The organism is Pseudoduganella sp. S-14 (assembly GCF_049913285.1).
Lineage (GTDB): Bacteria > Pseudomonadota > Gammaproteobacteria > Burkholderiales > Burkholderiaceae_D > Rugamonas.
Genome location: NZ_CP183991.1, coordinates 6105184 through 6128974 on the forward strand (window position 1 = coordinate 6105184; position 23791 = coordinate 6128974).

12 protein-coding genes and 1 tRNA gene (1 of these 13 cut by a window edge) are annotated in these 23791 nt (G+C 64.7%); 5 read left to right on the forward strand and 8 right to left on the reverse strand.

Annotation, left to right across the window (positions count from 1 at the left end):
• The 3 genes from ACN9MZ_RS28210 to ACN9MZ_RS28220 form a co-directional block, all read right to left on the reverse strand.
• Positions 1 to 6136: the 5' end (the start) of a LysM peptidoglycan-binding domain-containing protein gene (locus ACN9MZ_RS28210; RefSeq protein WP_426340093.1), read on the reverse strand. Its footprint begins 26771 nt before the window's first position; 6136 of the gene's 32907 nt are visible here — the first part of the coding sequence; it begins with the start codon at positions 6134 to 6136; the stop codon falls past the left edge of the window.
• Positions 6137 to 6337: 201 nt separating this feature from the next.
• Positions 6338 to 6411, reverse strand: a tRNA-Gly gene (locus ACN9MZ_RS28215).
• Positions 6412 to 6466: 55 nt separating this feature from the next.
• Entirely contained in the window at positions 6467 to 7981 is a 1515-nt protein-coding gene (locus tag ACN9MZ_RS28220; protein WP_426340094.1) for a family 43 glycosylhydrolase, read from the reverse strand.
• Between the two features lie 192 nt (positions 7982 to 8173).
• Here ACN9MZ_RS28220 and ACN9MZ_RS28225 point away from each other — a divergent pair, with 192 nt between their 5' ends.
• Positions 8174 to 9421, forward strand: coding sequence for a M28 family metallopeptidase (locus ACN9MZ_RS28225; protein ID WP_426340095.1), 1248 nt, complete (start codon positions 8174 to 8176; stop codon positions 9419 to 9421).
• Here the strand turns inward: ACN9MZ_RS28225 and ACN9MZ_RS28230 are convergent.
• The gene (locus tag ACN9MZ_RS28230; protein WP_426340096.1) at positions 9418 to 10317 is read right to left on the reverse strand and encodes a LysR substrate-binding domain-containing protein; all 900 of its coding nucleotides are present in this window, start codon (positions 10315 to 10317) and stop codon (positions 9418 to 9420) included. The two genes, ACN9MZ_RS28225 and ACN9MZ_RS28230, sit on opposite strands and share 4 nt — an antisense overlap.
• A gap of 93 nt (positions 10318 to 10410) precedes the next feature.
• Here ACN9MZ_RS28230 and ACN9MZ_RS28235 point away from each other — a divergent pair, with 93 nt between their 5' ends.
• Both ACN9MZ_RS28235 and ACN9MZ_RS28240 read left to right on the forward strand, forming a co-directional pair.
• Positions 10411 to 10851, forward strand: a complete 441-nt coding sequence (locus ACN9MZ_RS28235; RefSeq protein ID WP_426342969.1) for a carboxymuconolactone decarboxylase family protein — start codon at positions 10411 to 10413, stop codon at positions 10849 to 10851.
• Positions 10852 to 10967: 116 nt separating this feature from the next.
• The gene (locus ACN9MZ_RS28240; protein WP_426340097.1) at positions 10968 to 12563 is read left to right on the forward strand and encodes a methyl-accepting chemotaxis protein; all 1596 of its coding nucleotides are present in this window, start codon (positions 10968 to 10970) and stop codon (positions 12561 to 12563) included.
• Between the two features lie 17 nt (positions 12564 to 12580).
• Here ACN9MZ_RS28240 and ACN9MZ_RS28245 read toward each other — a convergent pair whose 3' ends face one another.
• The 4 genes from ACN9MZ_RS28245 to ACN9MZ_RS28260 form a co-directional block, all read right to left on the reverse strand.
• A complete protein-coding gene (locus ACN9MZ_RS28245) occupies positions 12581 to 13567 on the reverse strand; it encodes a TraB/GumN family protein (RefSeq protein ID WP_426340098.1) in 987 nt (328 codons plus the stop codon).
• A gap of 52 nt (positions 13568 to 13619) precedes the next feature.
• Entirely contained in the window at positions 13620 to 14984 is a 1365-nt protein-coding gene (locus tag ACN9MZ_RS28250) for a Gfo/Idh/MocA family protein (protein ID WP_426340099.1), read from the reverse strand.
• 31 nt (positions 14985 to 15015) lie between these two features.
• On the reverse strand, positions 15016 to 17994 hold the full coding sequence (locus ACN9MZ_RS28255) for a TonB-dependent receptor plug domain-containing protein (protein WP_426340100.1): 2979 nt from the start codon (positions 17992 to 17994) through the stop codon (positions 15016 to 15018).
• Between the two features lie 80 nt (positions 17995 to 18074).
• Positions 18075 to 21395, reverse strand: a complete 3321-nt coding sequence (locus ACN9MZ_RS28260; protein ID WP_426340101.1) for a TIM-barrel domain-containing protein — start codon at positions 21393 to 21395, stop codon at positions 18075 to 18077.
• A 315-nt stretch (positions 21396 to 21710) separates the two neighbouring features.
• Here ACN9MZ_RS28260 and ACN9MZ_RS28265 point away from each other — a divergent pair, with 315 nt between their 5' ends.
• The gene (locus tag ACN9MZ_RS28265) at positions 21711 to 22847 is read left to right on the forward strand and encodes an SIS domain-containing protein (protein WP_426340102.1); all 1137 of its coding nucleotides are present in this window, start codon (positions 21711 to 21713) and stop codon (positions 22845 to 22847) included.
• Positions 22834 to 23784 (forward strand): ROK family protein, encoded by a 951-nt coding sequence (locus ACN9MZ_RS28270; RefSeq protein ID WP_426340103.1) that lies wholly within the window; start codon positions 22834 to 22836, stop codon positions 23782 to 23784. Before ACN9MZ_RS28265 ends, ACN9MZ_RS28270 begins: the two co-directional genes overlap by 14 nt.
• Positions 23785 to 23791: the final 7 nt, after the last annotated feature.

Here is a 23791-nt window from a genome sequence, read left to right on the forward strand (position 1 = left end):
TCACCTCGTTGTCGGGAGCGGTGACGGACAGCAGACGGCTGTTGGCGTCATAGGCGAACAGGGTGCCGCGGCCCAGTGCGTCGGTGGTGGCCACCCGGTTGCCCAGGCGGTCGTAATCGTGGCGGGTGATGTTGCCGAGCGCGTCAGTCTGGTTGACCAGGCGGCCGTTGGCGTCGTAGGCAAAGCGCGTTGCGTTGCCCAGTGCATCGGTGACGACGGTGCGGTTGCCCACGGCGTCGTAATCGAAGCGGGTCATGGCGCCCAGCCCATCGCCTGCTGCAGTCAGGCGGTTCAGTGCATCGTAATGGTTGAAGCGCTGGTGGCCGTTGCCATCGCGGGTCATGATCAGGTTGCCTACGGCGTCATAGACATGCTGGACCGAGTCGCCAGCGGCGTTGGTCTCTTCGACCTTGCGGTTCAGCGCGTCATAGCGGTAGCTGGTGGCATGGCCATTGGCATCCACGCTGGCCAGGCGGTTGCCCACCGCGTCGTAGCTGTAGCGCGTGCTTTGCCCCATCGCGTTGCTGTGCACCACCAGGCGATTGCTGCTGTCGTATGCGAAGCGCGTGGCGTTACCCAGGGCATCGACGGCTGCCGTGCGGTTGCCGACAGCGTCGTATTCGTAGGACGTTCGGGCGCCCAGGGCGTCGATGGTAGCGGTCAGGCGACCGTCGGCGTCGTATTCGAATTTGCTGTCGTGGCCGGCCGGATCGATGCTGCGTACCCGGCGATTCAGTTGGTCATACTCGTGGCTGGTGACCAGGCCGAGCGCGTCCACGCTGCGGGTCAGGCGGTTGCCGGCGTCGTATTCGAAGCGGCTGGTGTTGCCTGCGGCATCGGTCAGCGCGGTGCGGTTGCCAACCGCGTCGTACTGGTAGGCAGTGGCAAAGCCCATGGCATCGGTGCGGCTGACCACGCGGTCCAGCGCGTCGAGCAGGTAGGTGGTGGCGTTGCCGGCAGCGTCGGTGCTGCGCAGCAGGTTGCCCACCGCGTCGTATTCGTTGCGGGTGATATGGCCCAGCGCATCGGTCGACTGCACCATGCGATTGGCGGCGTCGTAGCTGAAATTAGTGGCATTGCCGTTGGCATCCACCACGCTGGTGCGGTTGCCCGCCGCGTCGTAGGCGTAGACGGTAGCACCGCCTTGCGCGTCGGTCACGCGCACCAGGCGGTCTGCGCCATCGTAGGCGAAGGTGGTGGTGTTGCCATTGGCATCGGTCAGGCCGATGCGGTTGCCGCGCGCGTCATAGCTGAAGCGCGTGGTGCCGGCCGCGTCGACCTGCTGGTCCATGCGGTTGGCGCCATCGAAGCGGTAGGCCACGGTATGGCCGTTGGCATCCGTGGTGGCGATGCGGTTGCCGTTGGCATCGTACGCATAGCTGGTACGGTTGCCCAGCGCATCGATGCTGGCGGCCAGGCGGCCGGCGGCGTCGTACTCGGCGCGGGTCACGCCGCCCTTGGCATCGGTCACGCCGATGCGCTGGCCGTTCGGGTCGTAGGCGTAGATGGTCTGCTGGCCCAGGGCGTCGACCTGGCTGGCCAGGCGGTTCAGGCGGTCGTATTCGAAGCGGCTAGTGCGGCCCAGCGCGTCGGTGCTGGTGGTACGGTTGCCATTGGCGTCGTAGGTGTAGGCAGTCACGCCGCCCATGGCGTCGGTTTGCGACAGCAGGCGGTTGCCGGCGTCGTAGACGAAGCTGGTGGCATGGCCGTTGGCGTCGACGGCGCGGGTACGGTTGCCGTCGGCGTCGTACTCGAACCTGCTTGCATGGCCCAGCGCATCCACCGATTCCAGCAGGCGGCCGTTGGCGTCGTAATGGAACTGGGTGACGTGGCCGTCCGGGTCGGTCATGCTGACACGGTTGCCTTCGGCGTCGTAGGCGTAGCGGGTGGTGACGGCCAAGCCGGCCGGGTCGACCACTTCGGCCACGCGGCGGCCCAGCTTGTCGTAGTCGTAGCGTACGCTGGCGCTGTCGACGCCGTTGGCGCCGCGGCTGACGGTCAGGGTGTGGCCCTGCGCGTCGTAGGTATAGCTGGTGTGCAGGTTCAGGCCGGCCGGATCGACCACCACGCGGGTGGCCTGCCCCTTCTGGTCGTAGCTGGTGACGGTCAGCACGCCGTTCGGGTCGCGCTGCGACACCACTTCGCCTTTGGCATCGTAGGTCCAGGTGGTGGTCAGCGCCAGGCCGCCCGCATCGACTACCTGGCTCAGGCGGCGGTCGGCTGCATCGTAAGTGTAGCGGGTGCTGACGCCGTTGCGGTCGATGGTGGCGACCAGGTGGCCGGCGGCATCGTATTCCTTGCGCTCGGCCTTGCCATAGGCATCGGTCGTGGCCAGCAGGCGGCCGTCGGCGTCGTAGCTGAAGCTGGTAGTGTTGCCGTTGCCGTCAGCAAGGGCGATCACTTGCCCTTGTGCGTTGCTGGTGATCGTAGTGACGATGCCGAGCGGCGAAGTGACGGTGGTCTTGTGCAGTGCCGTGTCGTAGGCATAGCGGGTGACATTGCCGCGCGCATCGGTCTGGGTCAGCACGCGGTCGAAAGCGTCGTAGCTGGTGGAACGCACCTGGCCCATGGCGTCATAGCTGGCCACCACGCGGCCGTTGCGGTCAAACGTGTTGCGGGTGACCTGGCCATTGGCGTCGGTCTGCGCCACGGCGCGGCCAAAGGCGTCGTACTCGGTGCTGCGCAGGGCGGCAATGCCGTCGGCGTCGCGCAGGACGGACGTCTGCAGGCCGCGCTTGTCGTAGCTGTAGCGCATGAGTTCCTGCACAGCCGCGCTGATCGGGCGCATTTCCTTGCTCAACTGGCCGAAGGCGTCGTAGCTGCGCACGGTGGCATTGCCCAGCGCGTCGACCAGGCGGGTGGCCTGGCCGCGCACATCGTAATCGGTGTGCAGCAGGCTGTCGCGCAGCGGGTCGGCCGCCACCGCCAGCGCGGCCAGGACCGGGGCGTTGCTGCCGCCGGCCAGGCCGGCGGTATCGATGCGGTTGGCGTAGCTGATGGTGTCGGTGGCCTGGCCGAAGGCGTCGTAGCGGATGCCGCTGACCTCGCCCAGCGCGTTGACGCTATGGGTGCGGCGGCCGGCGCCGTCGTAGAAGTACAGCGTGGACGCACCAAGGGCGTCGGTGCTGCTGACCATGCGGCCGGCGGCGTCATAGCCGTAGCGCTTGGCGTAGCCGGCCCAGATGCCGGTGTCGTGCACGGCGTCGCCGTTGAGCAGGCTGGCGCCCTGGCCGGACAGTTCGGCCACCAGGCGGCCCTGCACGTCGTAGCGCACCAGGGCCGTGCGCTGGTCGGCACTGCCGGCCGCCTGCACGGTCGATACCAGCTTGCCCACCTTGTCGTAGGCGAAATCGCTGCGCACGCCGGCGGCGTCGGTGCTCGATACGAGCTGGTTCAGCTTGTTGTAGCTGAAGGTCGCCTGCTGGTCGGCCGCGCTGGCTTGCGGCAGCATCTGCGCCAGGCGCGCGCCCGGCATGTAGTTGACAGGGTTGGCGAAGCGCTTGACGGCGCTGCGGTTGCCGGCAGCGTCATAGCTGAAGGTGCTCAGGTAGCCTTCGCCGTCGATGGCGCCGGTCTGCTGGCCGCGCGCATTGAAGAACTGGTGCACGCTGATGTCGGCGGCGGAAGACTGTGGACGCAATTGTTCCAGCGAGCCGTTGCTGCGCAGGGCGGCATCGGTCAGGGTGGCATAGCGCACGGTCTCCACCAGCTGGCCGATGGCGTCGTATTTCTGCTCGGTCAGGACGCCCTGGGCATCAAGCTGGCCCACCAGGCGGCTGTCGGCATCGAAGAAGTTGCGGCTGTGGCGGTCCTCGGTGGACGACACCACCTGGATGTCGGCCAGCTGCGGATTGGCCGGCAGCGCGGCGCGGCTGATGGCGTTGTTGTAGCGCACCAGGTCGGTGACGCGGTTGGCGGCGTCGAAGAACTGCTGGGTGACGAAGCCCGCTTCATCCACGGTGTAGACCAGGCGGTTGTCCTTGTCGTAGACCTGGTCGACGCGGCGGTCGGCGGCGCTGGCCAGCGGACGCAGCGTGGCCAGGGTCGCGGCTTGCGGCGCGCCGGCGGCATCCACCAGCTTGCTGCTGTCCACCAGGTTGGCGTAGCGGATGGTGCGCACCAGATTGCCGGCGCCGTCGTACACGCTTTCGGTCAAGGCGCCGAAGCCGTCGATCATGCCGTTGCGGCGGCCCATCTCGTCGTACAGGAACGTAGTGCGCACACCGGTCGCGTCCTGGGTGCAGAACAGGCGGCCGTCGGCATCGTAGAAGTTGCGCACGGTGCCCAGTTCGGCGCCGTTGGCGCTGTCGCTCTGGATCACGCTCACCAGTTCGCCGGCGGCGTCGTAGGTGGAAGTGGTGGCCAGGCCGTTGGCCAGGGTCGACACGGTGCGGTTGTGCGCGTCGTCGTACTGCACCAGCGATTGCTGGCCCAGCGCGTCGGTGCTGGCCAGCAGGCGGTTCAGGCCATCGTAGGCGTAGCTGGTGGTGGCGCCGGCATTGATGGTCTTGAGCAGCAGGCCGGAGGCATCGTATACATAGTTGACGGTGTTGGCGCCATCGGCCACGCCGTTGCCGGCGCCATCCACTTCGGCATAGGTGGTGCTGGCGCTCACCAGACCGCGGAAGTCGTAGGCGAAATCGCTGCGCGCACTGAGGGTCTTGTCCTGCGCCGCAGCCCAGGCAGCCATCTGGGCTTCGCCTGGCGCCGCCCCTTCCGCCAGGGCGGAAGTGTTATAAGTGCCGCCGTTGTAGGCGATCTGCGCCACGCGCTGGCCCTTGGCGTCGTAGCGGTATTCCACCACGTCGCCGGCCGGGTTGATGCGGAAGCGCAGGTGGTTCTTGCTGTCGTAGACGTAGCGGGTGACCAGGGCGCCGCCATTGCCCATGCGCACCGACTCGCTCAGCACGTGGTTGGCGCTGTTGTAGCTGCGTGCCACCACGTTGCCCAGCGCATCCTGCTGGGTGAGCTGGTTGCCGTTGCCATCGTAGGTCATGGTCACGGCATTGCCGTTGCCGTCGGTGACGCTGGTGACGTTGCCGCTGGCGTCATAGGCGTAGCTGGTGCGCACGCGAATGCCGTTGACCGCAGGGCTGAGCACCTGGGTCAGCTGGTTCTTGGCGTCGTAGAAGAAGCTGGTGACAAAGCCCAGCGGATCGGTCATGTCGGTGCGGCCGTTGGCAACGTCGTAGCTCAGGCGGGTGACGCGGCCCAGGCCGTCGGTCATGCTGGCGACGCGGAAGTCCGTGCCCACCTGCACGTAGGTGAACGATTGCACCGTGCCGTCGCTCTGGGTCAGGGTGGCAATGCGGCGGCTGGCGCCGTCGTAGGTGTAGCGGGTGGTGTAGGTGTTGCCGTCGGCCTTGCTGTTATCGTCCGGCGACAGGTCCACCTCCACGCTGGTCAGGCGCTTGCTGCTGTCATAGGTGTAACGGGTGCGGCTGCGGGTGACGCCGCCGCTGACGGTGCGCAGGCCGACCAGGTTGTTGTCGCTGTAATCGAGGTAGAGCACATCGCCCGAGGCCATGGTCACGCTCTGCATCAGGCGGCCGGCATAGGTGAAGGTAGTGGTGTTGCCGTCCACGTCGGTGGCCGAGGTGACCAGGCCCGAGGTGTTGTAGGTCTCGCTGGCCTGGCTGTCGCCGTCGCGCCAGGTCCAGCTCGACGGCACGCTGCCGCTGGCAGGGGTATAGGCCAGCGTGTCATGGGCGCCGGCGCCGTCGGTGGTGACATAGCAGCCGCGCGCCGCGTCAAAGGTATAGGTGGCAGTGCTGCCGTCTTCCTCGGTGCGGCTGGCGATACTGCCGGCCGTGTTCACCTTGCCGCTGACGAAGGCGACGCGCTTGTAGACGCCCAGGCGGAAGTTGTCGCCGTTGTCGCCGTCGCCGAAGACGCCCAGGCGGTCGGTATAGATGCCCTGGCTGTTATACGTGCGCAGGAGCGCGGTGTCGATGCCGTTGGCGGCCAGGAACTCGTCGCGCGACTGGATGACCAGGTTGCCGTTGGCGGCATTCAGATAGGCCTGGTCGCCATTGCGCCCCAAGGCCGCATTGCCGACCGTTCCCCGGTCTCCACCCAACACGAAACGGGAACCGCTTTGCAGGCCCAGTGCACCACCGCTGACAATCGCTACCATGAATTTCTCGTCCGAATAAATTGTTTGTTGGTAAAAGCGGGCATGGAGTCCTCCTCAACATGCCCTTCAAACAATATATCCAGCGTTTCCGGCAAGAATTTAGCGTTTTCTGCAATATTTTTTTTCTAATACGCTTTTATCCAGATGAATATTGCTCCTGATGCAATAAAAATGGCGCCTCAAGGGCGCCATTGCGTATTCTGGAGCGGGTGAAGGGAATCGAACCCTCGTATGAAGCTTGGGAAGCTGCCGTTCTACCATTGAACTACACCCGCGTGCCCCGCATTCTATGTGGCTTTGGCTACGGTTGGCAAGACTGTAACGGTGGCCCTATTGGATGAACGGCCAGCCGTCGGCGGTAAAGCCAAGCGTATTGATGCCCAGCGTCGCCCGCCCGCCATTATTGCCATCATAGTAATGGTAGACGTAGGTAGGCTTGTTATTGTTGCCAGGATCGGTGAACACGCTGCCGCCGCCAGGGCCGATGATATTGCCGTGGGTGCTGAGCAGGATGGTGCCGCCGCCTGCGGTCAGCGCCACGCCGCCGCGGTCCACATAGGGCCCGGTCACGCTGGTGGAGCGGCCGACGATGGTGCGGTAGGTGCTGGTCGAGCCTTTGCAGCATTCGTTGATCGGCGCGAAGTAATAGTAATAGCCGTTGTAGTAGTAGATGAACGGACCTTCTTCGCCAGCCGACGGATTGCCGCGCCTGGCCACCGTGTACACCGGGGCGTTGGTCTTGATCAGGCCGTTGGCCGGGTCAAGCTGCACCAGGTGCGTGCCGTCGGTCCAGGAGCCCCAGGCCATCCACCAGTTGCCGCTGGCGTCGCGGAACGGCGCCGGATCGATCGCGTTATCGGTGGTCGCCCAGAAGCCTGGCGGCGGCGAGGTGGTAGTGCTGTTCCAGGACTTGGTGACGAAACCCTTGTCGGTCCATGGCCCCTGCGGCGACGAGCTGGTGGCGACGCCGATCACCGCTTCCGCTCCGGTGCTTGGCAGGTAGGGAATCGAGTAGTACTGGTAATAGGTGCCGTTCGCCACCATCAGGCTGGGCGCCCAGACGTCGGTATTGGCGCCATTGTTCCATCCCTTCGGCGTCTGCAGGCCGCTCCAGGAACTGAAGTCCGGCCCGATCGAGGGGCAGTTCGGCGCATAGCCGCCCATCTGGGCCGTAGTGCAGCTGGTGTAATTGGTAAAGTTCACGCCGTCGGTCGACGTGGCCAGCGTCTGGTGCGAACCATACAGCCAGTACTTTCCGCTGCCGTCGCGCAGCATGTAGGGGTCGTGCACGAAGATGCCGTTGCCGGCGACGGCGCGCGGCGCAGGGTACGGGCTGGCCCCGGTGTTCACCAGCTGCCATTCCTGGCAGGTGCAGCCGGTCAGGCCCCATTGGTCGATAGTGGCGGTGTTGGCGGTACTCGCCATATACACTTCCAGGTACTTGCCGCTGTTGACGTTCTGGATCAGGAAGTTGCCGCTGGCCGCTTGCGTGACCACCCACAAGTGGTCCGAAGTGCCGTTGTCGGCCCACTGGACGACCTGCGCGCCGTCGGCGGTCGAAGCGTTGGTGACGCCCAGCACCTGGTGCGTCAACATGTTCTCGATGTTGTAGCGCCCATTCCCCATCGGCATGAAGTGCCACAGGTGGTCGGCGGTGCCGTTGTCGGACCACTGGATCACCTTGGAGCCGGCAGCCTGGCTGGCGCCGTCAATGCCCAATACCAGGCCGCTGTTGACGTTCTTGATCTTGTACTGCACGCTGGTATTGATCGTGATCGGCGTGGCTGCGTGCGCGGAAAGCGCCATGCCGATCAGCATGGCGAAACATGACAGAATTCTCTTCATAGATGGTCTCCTTGGAGTTTTTTTAACTGCCAGACCATCGTAGTCATTGATTCGCACGACCACCAATCGTATCTTTTGCATCCGCAATACCCCTTTCGGTATCACGGTTATGGCGTCGCGCCATTGAAAATTCACGCAGCAGCCGGCGCGGAAGGTGCAAAATGCCCGGACCACATAACAGGATAGCTCCCAATGAAAGCAAGCGTCGCCCTCAGCATCGCACTGGCCTTCGCGGCAAATGCCGCCCACGCACAAACGGCAGCGGCAGCCGATCCGATCTCCGCGCTGGTGAACCAGCTCGAACTCGAAAAGTACAAGGCTACCATCAAGAGCCTGACCAGGTTCGGCGACCGGCGCCACGGCACGGAACGCAACCGCCAGGCGCTGGACTGGATCGAGGCGCAGTTGAAAGCGTATGGCTGCTCCAACGTGGAACGCCTGCAGTACCAGTTCACCGAACCGGCCGCGCGCGGCAAGCCGGCGGTGGCGGCGGGTGGCGGCGCGGGCGGACCTCCCGGCCAGGGCGGCAGCACGCTGTTCGGCAACCGCGCGCCCACCGGCGTGAATACCGATCCGATGAAGCAGCCCGATGAACGGCTGCGCGCACTCAACGCCGAACAGACGCCGCAAGGCACCTCGCTGCGCGAGAACGTCTACTGCACCAAGATCGGCAAGACCCGTCCCGACGAAATGATGATCGTCAGCGCGCACATGGACGGCATCGGCTTTGGCGAAGCTGCCAACGACGACGGTTCCGGCACAGCGCTGGTGATGGAGCTGGCGCGCATCTTCAATGCGCCGGGCGTGGAAACCGAGCGCTCGATCCGCTTCGCCCTGTGGAACAACGAGGAAACCGGCTTGAACGGCGCAGCCGCCTACGTCGAGCAGCGCAAGAACCTGCAAGGCATCGAGTCGCCGAAAGGCTCGGGCAAATACCCTGAACCGCGCTGGCTGGGCATGATCCAGCACGACATGATGCTGTTCGACCACGGCATGCCGGTCCCCAAGCTCGACGACGCCGGCAAGCCGGTGCTGGACGCGAAAGGCCACCCGGTCTACGTACTGCCGAAAGAGCAGCGCGCGGAGGCGGACGTGAATATCGAGTTCCAGTCCAACTCGAAACAGGCCGAAGCTTCGGCCAGGCTGGCATGGGACTTCCGCGCGGCGAACGACAAGTACGCGACCAACTATCCGGCTGCGGTCGGCTTCCACATGACCAACACCGACTCCACGCCCTTCATGGACCTGGTGCCTTCGATCTCGCTGCGCGAGAACGAACGCGGGCAGCAGATCGGCTCCGGCTGGAACCCGCACTGGCACCAGCCGACCGACCTGTACTCGAACTATTCGGACAAGGACTTCCTGCTTGGCCTGAACGCTGCGCAGACCACGCTGGCCGGCGTCGCGAAGCTGGTTGGCGCCAGGGTCGTCAAGCCTTAGCGCCACAAAGGGTCGCTCGCCATCAAGGCGGTGGCCCAGTCGGTAAAAGCGCGCACGCGCGATGACAGCCTGCGTGCATACGGGTAGACAAGACTGATCGGCATGCTGCCCAGGTGCCAGTCGGCCAGCACTTCCACCAGCGCGCCGCTGCGCAAATGCTGCGCCGCTTCCGCACGCGGGATATTGAGGATGCCGAGACCCGCCACGCCCGCCGCGACGTATGCAGCGGCGCTATTGAAGCGCATGGCGGGCAGCTGCTCGATCACGTAGCGCTGGTCGCCGCGCTGCAGCGACTGGACGTGCTGGCGGCCTGTCGCTGCAAACACGAAGCCAAGGTAGCGGTGCGCTGGCAGGTCATCCACTGCCGCCAGCCTCGGGGCCGACGCCAGGTAGGACGGCGCAGCGCACAGGCAAAAGCGCATATTCCCCACCGGCCTTGCCACCAGGTCCTGGTCCGCCACCGGCCCGCCGCGCAAGGCGCAATCGATTCCCTCCTGCACCAGGTCCACCACGCGCTCGCCGCAGCCGATATCGAGCCGCACATCCGGATAGCGCGCTGCGAAATCCGGCAAGGCCGGGATGATCAGGCCCGTGCCGACCGGCGATGGCATTTCAACCCTTACACGGCCGCGCGCATCGTGGCGCGAGGACTCCAGTTCGTCCAGGTCGTCGAGCAGCGCGCGGGCGCCTTCGTAATAGGCCGCGCCGTCGGTGGTGGGCGACACGCGGCGGGTGGTCCGGTGCAGCAGCTTCATGCCCAGGTGCGCCTCCAGCCCCTGGATCTGGCCGGAGATGGTGGTCTTCGGCACGCCCAGTGCTTCGGCCGCGCCGACGAAACTCCCTACCTCGACGATGCGGCAGAAGGCGCGCATCGCCTCGAGACGGTCAAAAGCCATGATTGTTCGACTTTCCGTATATTCAAAACGATAAAGACCAGTTTATCCGCAAACTCGTCCAGACTAAAGTGGATTCATCGCTTCTCAGGAGATATCATGAAACGCATCAACTACTACGCCGCCGCCCCGACCGCCATGAAGGCCATGATGGGACTCGAGCGCGCCATCGCCGAATCGCTGCTGCCGCTCTCGCTGCGCGAGCTGGTCAAGATCCGCGCTTCGCAGATCAATGGCTGCGCCTATTGCATCGACATGCACAGCAAGGACGCGCTGAAGCACGGCGAAGACGTGCGCCGCCTGCTGGCGCTGCCGGCCTGGCGCGAAACGCCCTTCTTCGACGAGCGCGAACGCGCCGCGCTGCTGTGGACCGAAACGCTGACCGAACTCTCCAAAAACGGCGCACCGGACCAGGTGTACAGCGAGGTCGCTGCCCAGTTCAGCGAACAGGAGCTGTCGGAACTGACCTTCGTCATCGTCGCCATCAACGCCTGGAACCGCTTTGGCGTCGGCTTTGCGATGGAACTGCCAACTTAACTGAGCGACAACTGTTTTGGTGGAAAAACCACGAAATGGCCACGCTTTCGGCGCGGCCATTCGTCGATCTGCTAGTATGCTCTGCGATCTTTCCCAACTGAAACAAAGTGTCAAAAATGCGCAGCACACTCACCGCAGCCGAACACGAAACCCTGCTTGAAGACGGCAAACCCATCGTCATCACCACCGACCTGCAGGGCCGCCTGACCTACACCAATTCGACGTTCATCGCTGTCGGCGACTACGCCGGCGAGGACCTGATCGGACGCCCGCAAAAGGCCTTCTATCACCCGGACATGCCGGCGCAAATCGACGAGGACATGCTACGCACCACCATGGCGGGCGAACCATGGCGCGGCCTGGTCAAATACCGCCGCAGGAATGGCGGCTATTTCTGGTGCATCGCCAACGTCACCCCCGTGATCGAGAAGAACCGCACGACAGGCTTCATGTCGGTCTGCACCAAACCGAAGCCGCAGCAGGTCAGGGATGCCGAGGCTTTGTACCGCACCGTCAAAGGCCCGAACCCGGATGGCGTGCGCATCGCGCGCGGCGCTGCTGCACCGCGCGGCCGCAAGAAGATCGCCAATGCGCTGCGCGACATCTCACTGTCGCAACGCATGGCGCTGTGCTTCGGCAGCATGGCGCTGCTGGCGCTGGCAATGGCGCTGCATGCCGTGCTGCCCTACCCCGACTCCGTGTTGCACGTGCAGGCGTTGCTGCTGGCGGCGCTGGCACTGTACGGCTGGTACAACCTGCACCGCGCCATCGTGGCGCCGGTCCAGGCCTGCATCAACGCCACCCGCATCCTGGCCGGCGGCGACCTGACCACGCGCATGGCGGTCGACCGCCACGATGAACTGGGCCAGCTGCAGGCCTTCGTGCGCCAGCTGAACCTGAACCTGGCGTCGATACTGGGCGACATCCGCGGCAATTTCGCCCTGACGCGCAGCACCACGACGCAGGTGCGCAGCGCCAACGTCGACCTGGCAGCGCGCACCGAAGCGCAGGCGGCCAACCTGGAACAGACCACGGCGCATATGGGGCTGATTACCGGCACCGTGAGCCAGACCGCCGACAACGTCAATACCGCCAACGGCGTGGCGACCGAAGCGACTGCGCTGGCCGAACGCACCGGCGTCGCCGTGGCGCAGGTGGTGACGGCGATGGACGAGATCCGGCAGTCCTCGCACAAGATCGTCGACATCATCGGCCTGATCGACGGCATCGCTTTCCAGACCAATATCCTGGCCCTCAATGCAGCGGTGGAAGCGGCGCGCGCCGGCGAAAGCGGCCGCGGTTTCGCGGTGGTAGCAAGCGAAGTGCGCAGCCTGGCGCAGCGCAGCGCGGCGGCGGCCAAGGACATCAAAGTCCTGATCGATGCCTCTGCCGGCAAGATCGAAGGCGGCGCCAACGTGGCCACCACGGCCGGCAAGGACATGGATGCGGTGATTTCCGCGATCGGCCGCGTGGCCTCCATCATGGGCGATATCCGCGGTGCGACGCGCGAACAGAGCGACGGCGTCAACCAGGTGAAAGACGCCATCGTGCAGCTTGACGAGGTGACGCGCCAGAACAGCCAGATGGTGGAGGAAGCTTCCGCTGCCACCGGCGTGCTGGACCTGCAGGCGCAGGCCGTCGCCAAGGCACTGGAAGTGTTCAAGCTGCCGCCGCAAGCCGGCGCCGATGCAAGGCGCGCCAGGCTAGCGTAAAGGTGAAGCGGGGGCGCTTACTCGGGCGCCTCGACCTTGTAGCCCTTGGCCTGCAGCACGGCCAGGGGGCCTTTCGGATCGAGCAGGCGCACCAGCGGCAGCACGGCGAAGGTCGAATCATTGGCTTCAAGTGCGCGCTCGGCGTTGGCCAGCCAGTTCTTCTGCATTGTTTCCTTCACCTGCTTCAGCTTCTCGTTCGATTTGAACGCGTCGTTGTTCAGCACTGCGTCGGTGCATGCGGCCTCGCGGTCGGCAAAGCTCAGGGAAGAGATCTTCGACATGTCGCCGACCGCCCATGCATTGGCGCGCGCGCGCATCGCATCGAGATCGGACTCGAGGCGCTCCACTGTCCTGGCAAAGCAAAGCACGTCCGTTCCGGGTGAATTCTTGAATGCGCGCAGGGCCTCGGTCGGGCTTTCGAGTTCGGTCTGGACGTTGCTGGACGTGACCTTCACCTTGTACTGCTTCACCAGCTTGTCGAGCTTCGAATAGACGTCGGTGCGCATGGTCAGGCCGTTCTTTTCCAACCCTTGCTGGTACAGCGTGTCAGCAACGAACATCGGGCGTTCCCGCTCGATGCTGTCGTTCTTGCCGATGTATTTTGTCTTGAGCGCTTGCCAGCGGTCGTAAGTATCGGCGGGCAGCACGTCGATCAGCTTGCCGCCGTCCGGATTATTCTTGATTCCGATGGCAAATGGCAGCATCTTGATGCCGCCCCACCAGCCGACGGAAATGCCAAATGACGGCTTGGGCAGGTATTCCTGGGACTTGGCGATGATGGCTTCCACTTCATGGGAGCGCCAGTCCATCTTGATCGGCAGCGGTGCATAATCGCCGAAGACGTACATCACGTGTTCGCCTTTACTGACCTTCCACAGGCCCGGGCCGGGGCGCTGGCCCGTGATCACAACCGTATCGCCTTCTGATGCCTGGGCGTCTTCCTGCGCCCAGGCGCTTGCCGCCAGCAGGCTGAATGCCACGGCGGTTAGTACTTTCCTTGTCATCCTCTTACTCTTTCTAATTGGTTAAGAGAACGACAATATTACATCAGCGATCTCAGTAGCTATCGTCGAAAGCGAAAATCGGCTTGCGCTTGCTCCACTGGCCGCGCGTGAAGTCAGGGAAGTCCAGCGTCCGGAAATCCTGCGCAATCGATTGCTCGGACAGCGGCGTGATGGCGCTCCACGTCACCGCGTCGTAGATATCGATCGGCATTGGCGCACGCGCCTTGAGCGCTTCCACGAAAGCGTGGATCACGAAGTAGTCCATGCCGCCGTGCCCCGCGCCAGCTGCGTCGCTGGCGTACTTGCGCCACAACGGGTGGTCATACTGGTCCTGGTAGGCCTGGAAGTCGTCCCACTGGTGCGGTTTGCTTTTGCCTTCGATGTGGATGGAATGGTTAACGTCCATCCACAAGCCATTGGTGCCCTGCACGCGGAAGCCCAGCGAGTAAGGACGCGGCAGCGAAGTGTCGTGCTGCAGGATGATGGTCTCGCCGTTCTCGCAGGCCAGCGTGGTGGTTACCACGTCGCCCAGGCTGAACTTCACCTTGCCGCTCGGATGATCGGCGCCGCCCTGCTTGACGATGTAGTCGTGCAGGCCGCGCGCCTTGGTGGCGAAGGTGTTGATGCGGGTGAAGCGGTTGCCGCGGTTGATGTTGGTGTACATCGCGCACGGCCCGATGCCATGGCTTGGATACAGCTCGCCATTGCGCTGCACGGAGTGCTCGGTGCGCCACTTCGCTTCCGACCAGCCCTTGGCGCCGAACTCGATGCCGCTGCCGTATGGCTTGGCCGGATCGCCGTTGTTGAACTTCACGGCGCGCAGGTCGTGCTGGTAGCCGCCCTGCAGGTGCACCAGTTCGCCGAACAGGCCGGAGCGCACCATCTGCAGCACCGCCATCACGTCGCGCCGATAACAAACGTTTTCCAGCAGCATGTACGGCGTGCCGGTCTTGAGCTGGGTGTCCAGCACGTCCCAGTGATCTTTCAGCGTCACGCCTGCTACTACCTCGCAGCCGACAGGCACCCTGGCTTGCATGGCGTCGATCGCCATTTGCGCATGCCATTCCCAAGGCGTGGCGATGATGACGCCATCGAGCTGTTTCGCGTCCAGCATGCGGCGGTAGGCGTGCTTGTCGCCGTCCTCGCCGAAGGTGCGCGGCTTGGCCTTGCCGGCCTTCTCGAACTGCGCCAGGGCTTTGCCCAGCATGATCGGCTCGATATCGCACAGGGCAGCGACTTCCACGTCGTCGCGGCGCACCAGTTCGCGCAGCAGCACCTGGCCGCGCATGCCGGTGCCGATCATGCCGAGCCGGAGCTTTTCGCGGCCGCCCGCCGCAAAGGCGGAAGGCAGCAGCAGGCTGCCCGCCAGCGCGGCGCCAGCGGTGAGGAAGTGTCGTCGATTGAATTGCTTGTCCATCTAGTCGTTACCTCTTTGGTTGGGTCGCAGGTTACCAGAACTTGTAGTTGGCCGAGAGCGAGAAGACGCGGCCGAACAGGTTTTGCTGGTGGTTGTATCCTTCCCATCCGTTCGGGTCGTAGTACGGCCTCTTGTTGGTGACGTTCTTGATGTTCAGGCCCAGGTCCAGGTTCTTGACCGGCTTCCAGTTGAAGCCAAGGTTGACGGTGTAGTACGAAGGCTGGCCCCCGCACAGGTTGTCCGGCAGCGCGACGCCGCCGGCGGTGCAGTTTTCCGGTGCGTTGTCGGTATCGTATGCGCCGAATGCCCATTTGGCCTTGCCGGTGTAGTTCACGAACAGGCTGGTGACCAGGTTCTGATACGTCCAGTCGGCGTTGAAGGTGGCGCGCAGGCGCGGCGAATCGTAGTAACCGACGTAGTTGCCGGAGAAGCCGCTGCCGTCTTCGTAGTTGTAGGTTTCGCGCTTGCGGATGGTGAATGCGGCGCCGGCACCCAGCTTGCCGTATTCGCCCAGCGAGAAGCGCGTACGGGCATCGATGTCGAAGCCGTCCAGCAGGGTGCGGCCGCGGTTCGAGTAGGAATTGATCAGGCCACCCAGGTTGCCCACCGAGTACTTCGGCAGCGGGCCGGTGCAGGCAGCGGCGTTGGCGGGATTGGCGCACATGGCGGCCACGGCCGCCATATTGGCGCGGTCGGCATCGGAAAGCTCGTTGCGGATTGCCTTGTCGGTGCCGGCCAGGCTTGGGCCGTACTGGTCGACCAGCGCGGTGAACAGCTGGTTGAAGTCCTGGCGCACGATTTCGTTGCGGCGGTAGATGAACCAGTAGTCCAGCGAGATGCTGACGTCCTTGGCCGGCTGGAGCACCAGGCCCAGAGTCGAGATCTTGGCTTTTTCCGGCGTCAGGTTCGGGTTCGGCGGGGTCAGGCCGCCCACGGTGGTCGAGCAGTTCGAATTGAGCAGGGTCTTGCCCAGGTCGCGGTCGGTCGCGGTGACAGACATCTGCAGCAGCTTGGCAATGGCGTTGGTTTCGTCGCAGCGCACAGTGTCGCGGATGCCGCCTACCTGGGCGAACACGCCGCCGCTGCCCGATTCGGCCAGGTTGGGAGCACGGAAGCCTTCCGAGTAGGTACCGCGCACCATGATTTCAGGACGGGCGCGCCATTGCACGCCGACTTTCGGCGCCAGATTGGCGGAGAAGTGCGGGTATTTGTCCAGGCGCGCCGCGGCGTTGACTTCCAGCGTGTCGGTCACCGGCACCACCACTTCGCCGAACAGCGCGCTGACAGTGCGCTTGCCGTCGAACCAGGAACCGCCCTGCTGCGTGATCAGGCCATTGGCGGCATCCGGATTGCCGGGGGTATCGAAGCTTTCGCGCATCAGGTTGGTGCCGAAGGCGGCGCGCACTTCACGCTCTCCCAGCTTGAACAGCGTGCCTTCCACCTTGGCGTCGAAAGTAATCAGCTTGGTCCAGGAGTGGATGTCGAAGGTCGGATACGCTTCGCGGATCAGGGCCGCATTGGCTTCGCTGATTTCGCCGAACTTGTAGGCCGGGTTGTCAGCGATATAGCTGCGCCCGGTGACAGGGTCCTTGGTGAAAGGACCGAAGGCCTTTTCGAAGCCTTTGGTATTCACGTTGATGGTCTGGTACAAGGTGGAATGGCTGCCCGCCACGCCCAGTGCGGTTTCAAAGTCCCAGCTACCGGCCAGGTGCCCCTTCAGGCCGGCCAGCACGCGGTAGTTGTCGTCCAGGTTCTTCTGGCCGAAGTGGCCGACCGCATCCTGCAGTACGTAGTTCAGGCCCGCCGCGCCGCCCATTTTGGCGGCCATGTCGGCATCGAGCTTGCCTTTCAGGTAGACGTTGTTGGGGCCAAGGTAAGGGTAGCTGAAGGTGTTCAGCGTGGTGCCGGTATTGCGTGAGAACCAGTTGTTGGTGGTGCCGCTGTTGAAGCTGCGCGGGCCGTTCTCGCCGCGCAGCTTGATGTGGGTAAAGGCTGCTTCGGCAAAGAATTCCAGGTCTTCGCCAAGCTTCTTGCGGCCGGACAGGAAGCCGGTTGCGCGGTCGGAAGTCGGGCCGGTATCGATGGAGTACGGCAGGTTGTTCCACACGCAGCGGGTGCCGGATGCTTCGGCGATCATGGTGGAACAGCCGCTCACTGCGCGCTGGGTGCGGGCGTTGTTCCTGGCCGGATCGAATACGAAGAAGGTGCCGGGGTTGGGCTGGCCCGGTTCACTGCCGACGCCGACGCGGAAGTTCGAAATGAAGTTCGGGTTGTTGACGTAGAAGTAGTCGGGCCGCTTGTCGTAGGTATCGGCCAGCGCGATACGGTCGCGCTTGTACACGTTCAGGGACGCCATGAAGTTGTAGCCGTCGCTGCCGAAGTCGCCCTTCCCGTACACCAGGCTGGCCTGGTGCTCGCCGTAGGCCGACACCTCCTGCGAATGGTCGGTGCTGACCTTCGCTTCCAGGCCCTGGTAGTTTTTCTTGGTGATGACGTTGATCACGCCGGCCACCGCGTCCGAGCCGTACACCGCAGACGCACCATCAGTCAGGATCTCCATGCGCTCGATCGCCGCGGCGGGAATCGAGTCGATATTGACGAACATGGTCTGGAAGCCGGCCGGTGCGCCGTAGAAGGACAGGCGGCGGCCGTTCAGCAGCACCAGGGTTCCTTGCGCGCCGAGGCCACGCAGGTTCGCTTGCGAGGCGCCGTCGGAGCCGGTGAACATGGAACGGAAGTCTTGCTGGGCCGGGCGCGCCGCCGGCAGGTTGTCCAGCACTTGCATCAGGGTGCGGGCGCCCATGTTTTCGATCTGCTTGGCGTCGATGACCTGCACCGGCGATGCGGTTTCGGCGTTGATGCGCTTCAGGCTCGAGCCTGTCACTTCGACGCGATGGATCTTCTCGCCTTTCTCGCCTTTCTCGTCCTCCCTGTCATCCGCCCCATCTGCCAAGGCCCCGCCAGCAAATCCAATGGCTGCCAGCGCAGCGATCAATTTCCTCAGTTCCACTTGCATCTCCTTTTTTTAGTTTGCAAAACGCCCTCCCCGGTCCGAAGAGGGGTTCGTTCTTAGTGACGAAAAAAGTGCGGTCAGCGCGTCTTGGCGGTGGCGCCTTCTGTGCCTAGCAGTACGGCATTGGCCCAGTTGCCGCAAACCTGGGCTGCTTGGGCGCCGCGCGCCCCCAGGGTCCGCAGGCTGAGTTGCCTCAACCCGCGTACATCGATTTCCGGCTTGACGACGGCAGGCGCAGTCACCAGGCCGCTGTCGTACAGCAGGCGCTCGCCGCTCCAGACCTGGAACTGCAGGCCGCCGGCGCTACGGCAGCTGTCGTCCACGCCCAGGTCGGCGCGCAGCACGTTCCAGTTGCCTTCCAGTTGCAGCTCGATGCGGCTGGCGGGGCCGACGCCCAGTCCCTTGCGGAACCACAGGCCGTTCATGCGCATTTCCTTTCCCTTGCCGGCAGGACGATCGCGTCCGACGCCTTTCGGCAATGGCAGGTCCGACAGGAAGCTTTGCTGCTCCGCGCCTTCCTTCGCACGATGTTCGAGGATGCGGAAGCTGGACAACGCGATCGGCCCCACTTCGGCCGGCTGCATGGCGTTGATTGCCTTGGCCGGCGCCTGCACGGCGGCCGTCACCATCGGGTCGGTGGAAGCCGCGCCTTCGCCTTCCGGGTTCTGCGTGCTGAGCACGCGGAAGCGCAGCAGGCGGCCAGCTGTGGCCGGGAAGTTGATGGTCTGCGTTTCCTTCTGCAGCTTCAGGCGGCCGATGAAGTTCGGCTTGCCCCATTCGCCGTTCGTGTCGGCGATGTAGATTTCATAGTCCCGCACCTGGCCGTGCTTCCAGTGCTCGTCGTTGCGCGGCGCGATCTCGATGCCGTCGACTAGGCGGCGCTCGGTGAAGCCGATGGTCCATTCGTGGGCGCCGGTGCGGATCGACTGGTTGCGGGTGGTGCGGAACCAGGTGGCGGCTTTGTCGTCGAAGGCGTTTTCAAGCGGGTGTCCAGGCTCCTCTGCGGGGCGGTTCACCACCAGCAAGGCGTCCGGCGGCAAGGCGCGGCCCAGTTCAGGGGCTTGCGGGAAGCTGCCGTCTTGCGCGGCCAGCGCTCGCGCACCCTGGACGCTGATTTGCAGTGGCTGGCGGATGTCCTGCTTCGCGGTTTTCACGTGCAGCGTGCCGGTGCGGTCCTGCGGGTCGTAATACCAGCCTTCAGCGGCAGCGTCATAGGCAGCGCGGTCCGCGCGTGCGGGCAGGGTGCGGCTTGCAGCGGCGACCGCCGCCGGGCGCTGGCGCGTCAGCATGCGCAACACGTAGCTTCGGCGTGCCTCCTGGCCTGCGTAGCTGCCTTCCACCGGGGCGATGTCGACGCTCACGGTGTCGCCGGTTTCACGCATGCGCAGGACCTGCCGGCTGAATGCGCCCTTCTGGTACTGGCGCGTGTTGCCGTCGTCTTCGTACAGCGTGAACGAGGATTCGCCATGCGGATACAGGTCCAGCGTCAGTACGTCCTTCGGTTTTTCGCCGTCGTACAGGACTTCCGGATACATCGGCAGGATGGCGCCGGCGCGAACGAAGAGCGGCAGCTTGTCGAGCGTGACCTGCAGGTCGATGTCGCGCCCCGCGGCGCCGGCCGTTGCCTGGCGGCCGTCCCAGTACTCGAACCAGGTTCCCTGCGGCAGATGGATCGCCTTGCGCCAGCCTTGCGACACCGCATGGCTGCGATACACGGGCGCTACCAGCACATCGCGGCCCAGCAGGAACTGGTACTTGTACGCTTCGGTGAAGGCGGCAGGGTCGGATGGGTAATCCCACATCAGGCCGCGCACCAGCGGCGCGCCGGTCTGTTCCGCTTCGTGCGCCAGCGTGTACATGTACGGCGTCAGGCGCAGCTTGAGTTTCAGGTAGCGGCGATTGATGCTGCGGTAAGGCTCGTCGAACCACCACGGATGCTTGCGCGCATTGGCAGACCAGCCCGACATCCCCATCAGCACCGGCGTGAAGGCCTTCCACTGGAGGTCGCGGGTATAGGTTTCGGGGCTGCCGCCAAAGATCGCATCCACGTCGCCGGTCGCATACGCCTGGCCGGACAGGCCGGAGCCCACCAGCGTCGGCACGTGCCAGCGGATGTAGTCCCAGCTTGCACTCTGGTCGCCAGTCCACGCCACCGCATAGCGCTGCGTACCGGCCCAGCCCATCACGGTCCAGATGAAAGGGCGGCTGTCGGAGTTGTCCAGGATGCCGTCGTAAGCCGACTTGTTGGCATCGAGCGAGAACTGGTAGCCCTTGCCGGTCCAGGCCACGTCCAGCTTCTGCACCCGGCTGCCGGCGCTGCCTACTTCCCACTTGATCTTGTCGACGCCGTTCTCGGTCCACAGGCCGGTGCGAAAGCCGTATTTCGCCAGGCCCTGCACGGTTTCCGGCAGGCTGGTATAGCCGCAGCCGTAGCCGTCGTTGGGCAGGATCCAGCCGCCCGGCATATCGTTCTCACGGTATTTGCGCGCCACCGAATCGACAACGTCCGGCGTCTTGCCGCTTGGGCCATCGCTCCAGCCTTTCGGCACGGTGCCCGGCTTCTTCACATTGTCGCCGTCGTTATAGCAATCGGCATCGCCGTATTCCAGCGCCCAGCGCGGCAGCATGCGCGCGCGGCCGGTCCACTCGGTGTAGCGCGCCAGCACGTCGCGCACATCCTTGCCGACGAAGTAGTAGGCATCGAAGCGCGGTTCTGCGTGCTGCAAGGCCACTACGTCCTGCTGGCGCAAGTCGTAGCTGCCGTCGGACCAGGTGTTGCGCAGCATGCCCCAGCCACGCGAACTCATAAGAAATGGCGCCGGGCTTGGGCGGTCGCCCTCTTCCCATCCGCCTGAATACGACACGTCAAGCTGGCGCCCCTTGAACTCGAAACGGCCATTCTGCTGGCCGCCGCCAAAGAAGCGTTCCGCCTTGTCGCTGGACAGGGTCTGCACGCTGGTTCTGTCGCCCAGCTCCAGCGGCTGCACTTCGCGCCACAGCGGCTGCGTTTCGCCAGCGCGGAACAGGCTGAAACGCAAGGGGTTGCGGTCGATGCGCAAGGCCAGTTTCGCAGTGCGCAGCAAAATGTGGTCGGGCTGTTCGCTTACGCTATGCTCAATATGCGCGGCCGGCTTGCCGATCACGATGGCGGCCGCCTTGTCGCCGGCATCGCTCAGTTTGCCTTTGGGGCCAGCCCAGATGCGCAGCACGTCGTCCTGCAGCAGGCTGACGCGCACGATGGCGCCGGATTCTGTCGCGAGGTCCCACGACAGGCCTGCCGCAGCAGCGGCCGGCGCGGCAGCAATGCTGCGCAGTTTTCCGAGCGGGGCTGCCAGGGCGGCGCCAGTAGCCAGCGCCATGGCGGCAGCGGCAATTGCAGTGCGGGTGCGTCTCTTCATAAGCCTGCCTCAGGTGCAATATTTTTCGTTTTGATGGTCCTACTTTAGGAATAAAAGCAAAAAAGGTCAACAAAAAGAAAGGAAACTGCGCTTTTGCACCGATTTTTCACGCATTTTACTTTCGTTTTGTCGATACCGCAGCGCAATATCTTTCACATAGTAGCTATCACGCAACGTAGCATGCTGAATGATGGAAGCTCCGCCACCGTTCCGGCACACCGTTCAGCCAACCATATCTTTCGTTTATCTTTCGTATTTGACTTTTCGAAATATACTATTTATGCTTTCAGCCAACGAATAACTTTTCTTTTTTCGATGACTACCCTCCTCCAGCGTGACCCGCAATCCTGGCGCGATATCAGCGGTCTCGATACCGCCGAAGAGATTGCGCAGCAGCCGGCCCTGTGGCGCGAACTGCGCAGCAGCCTGCAAAGCCGCGCCGCCGACATTGCTGCTTTCGTCGGCGGCTGCCTGCACAATCCGCAGCAGCGCGTGATCCTGACCGGCGCCGGCAGCTCCTCTTATGTCGGCGAGATCGTTGCCGATGAACTGAACGCGGCTTGGCCTGCGCAGGTGCGCGCCGTGGCCAGCACCAGCCTGCTGACCCACCCGGAGCTTTACCTCGATCCGGACGCGCCAACCCTGCTGGTGTCCTTCGCCCGTAGCGGCAGCAGCCCGGAAAGCCTGGCCACGGTCGACCTGGTGCGCGAGCTGGTAGCCGACGCACGCTTCCTGAACATCACCTGCAATGCGCAAGGCCAGCTGGCACGCAAGGGCGATTCCGACGCGCGCACCTTCAACCTGCTGATGCCTGCCGCCAGTTGCGACCGCGGTTTCGCCATGACCAGCAGCTTCAGCTGCATGCTGCTGGCCGCCCTGTGCGTGCTGGGCAGGGGCGAATGGCAGGAGCACCTGGCAGCGCTGGCGCAGGCCGGCGACACCGCATTGCGCGACTGGGCAGCACCGCTGGCCACGCTGGCCGCGCAGCCGGTGCAGCGCGTGGTCTACCTGGGCAGCGGTCCGCTGGAAGCCCTGGCCAGGGAATCCGCGCTGAAAGTCCTGGAACTGACGAGCGGCCGCGTGCTGGCCATGTCGAACACCGCGCTCGGTTTCCGCCACGGCCCGAAGTCGGCGCTGAACAAGCAATCATTGGTTGTGCTGTTCCGCAGCAGCAAGGCGCTGGCGCGCCGTTATGAGGAAGACCTGCTGCAGGAGCTGCGCCGCGAAGGCGTGGCAGGTTCGGTGGTCACCGTCGGCAGCGAATCCGACATCACGGTCGCAGCGCCCGCTTTGCCGGATGCCTGGCTGGCGCCACTCTGGTTGCTGATGGCGCAGCAATACGCCCTGCACCAGTCGGCCGCGCTGGGCCTGGCACCCGACAATCCCTTCGCCGACGGCACCGTCAACCGCGTGGTGCAAGGCGTCACCATCTATCGCCATGACCAGTTCTGAGCAAACCGGCTATCACGGCATCGACATCGGCGGCACCAAGATCGAACTGGTGTCGTGGATCGATGCCGGCGGCGAACTGCGGGAAGTGTTCCGCGAGCGCGTCGCGACGCCGGGCACCGACTTCAATGAATTCGTCGCCGCAATCGCCGGCCTGGCGGCGCGCGGCGATGCAGCGCTTGGCGCGCAGGCACCGGCCGCCGCAGTCGGCATCGGCCTGCCCGGCGTGATCGACAGCGCCACCGGCCGCCAGCTCAGCTCCAACGTGCCGGCCCTGAACGGGCGCCTGGTCGCCGCCGCCCTGCAGGAAGCGCTGGCGCGTCCCGTCGTCATCGGCAACGACTGCCAATGCTTCGCCCTGTCGGAAGCGCAAGGCGGCGCTGCAGCTGGCCTGCCCACCATGTTCGGCGCCATCATCGGCACCGGCGCCGGCGGCGGCTACTGCGTCGACGGCCGCCTGCAACGCGGCTTCAACGCCATCGCCGGCGAGTGGGGCCACTGGACGATTCCCGCGCCGCTGCTGGCCCTCTACAAGCTGCCGGTGCTGGACTGCCCTTGCGGCAAGCAGGGCTGCCTCGAGCGCTATGTCTCCGGCCCCGGCCTGTCGCAGCTGCACGCCCGCCTCGGCGGCGACGGCGCACAGCCGCTGGCGATCGTGGGCCGCGCCAATAACGGCGACGCCCTGGCCGCGCAAGCGCTGGCGATCCACCTCGACCTGCTGGGCCACGCCATGGCCGGCCTGGTGCTGGCCTACGACCCGCACGCCATCGTGCTGGGCGGCGGCCTGTCCAAGCTGGCCCACCTGTACCAGCAACTGCCGGCCGCCATGCGCCGCCACCTGTTCCGCGGTGTGCAAACGCCGCCCGTGCTGCCGCCACGCTTCGGCGATGCCGGCGGTGCACGCGGCGCCGCCCTGCTGGCGCGCCAACAAACCCGGTAAGAGGACC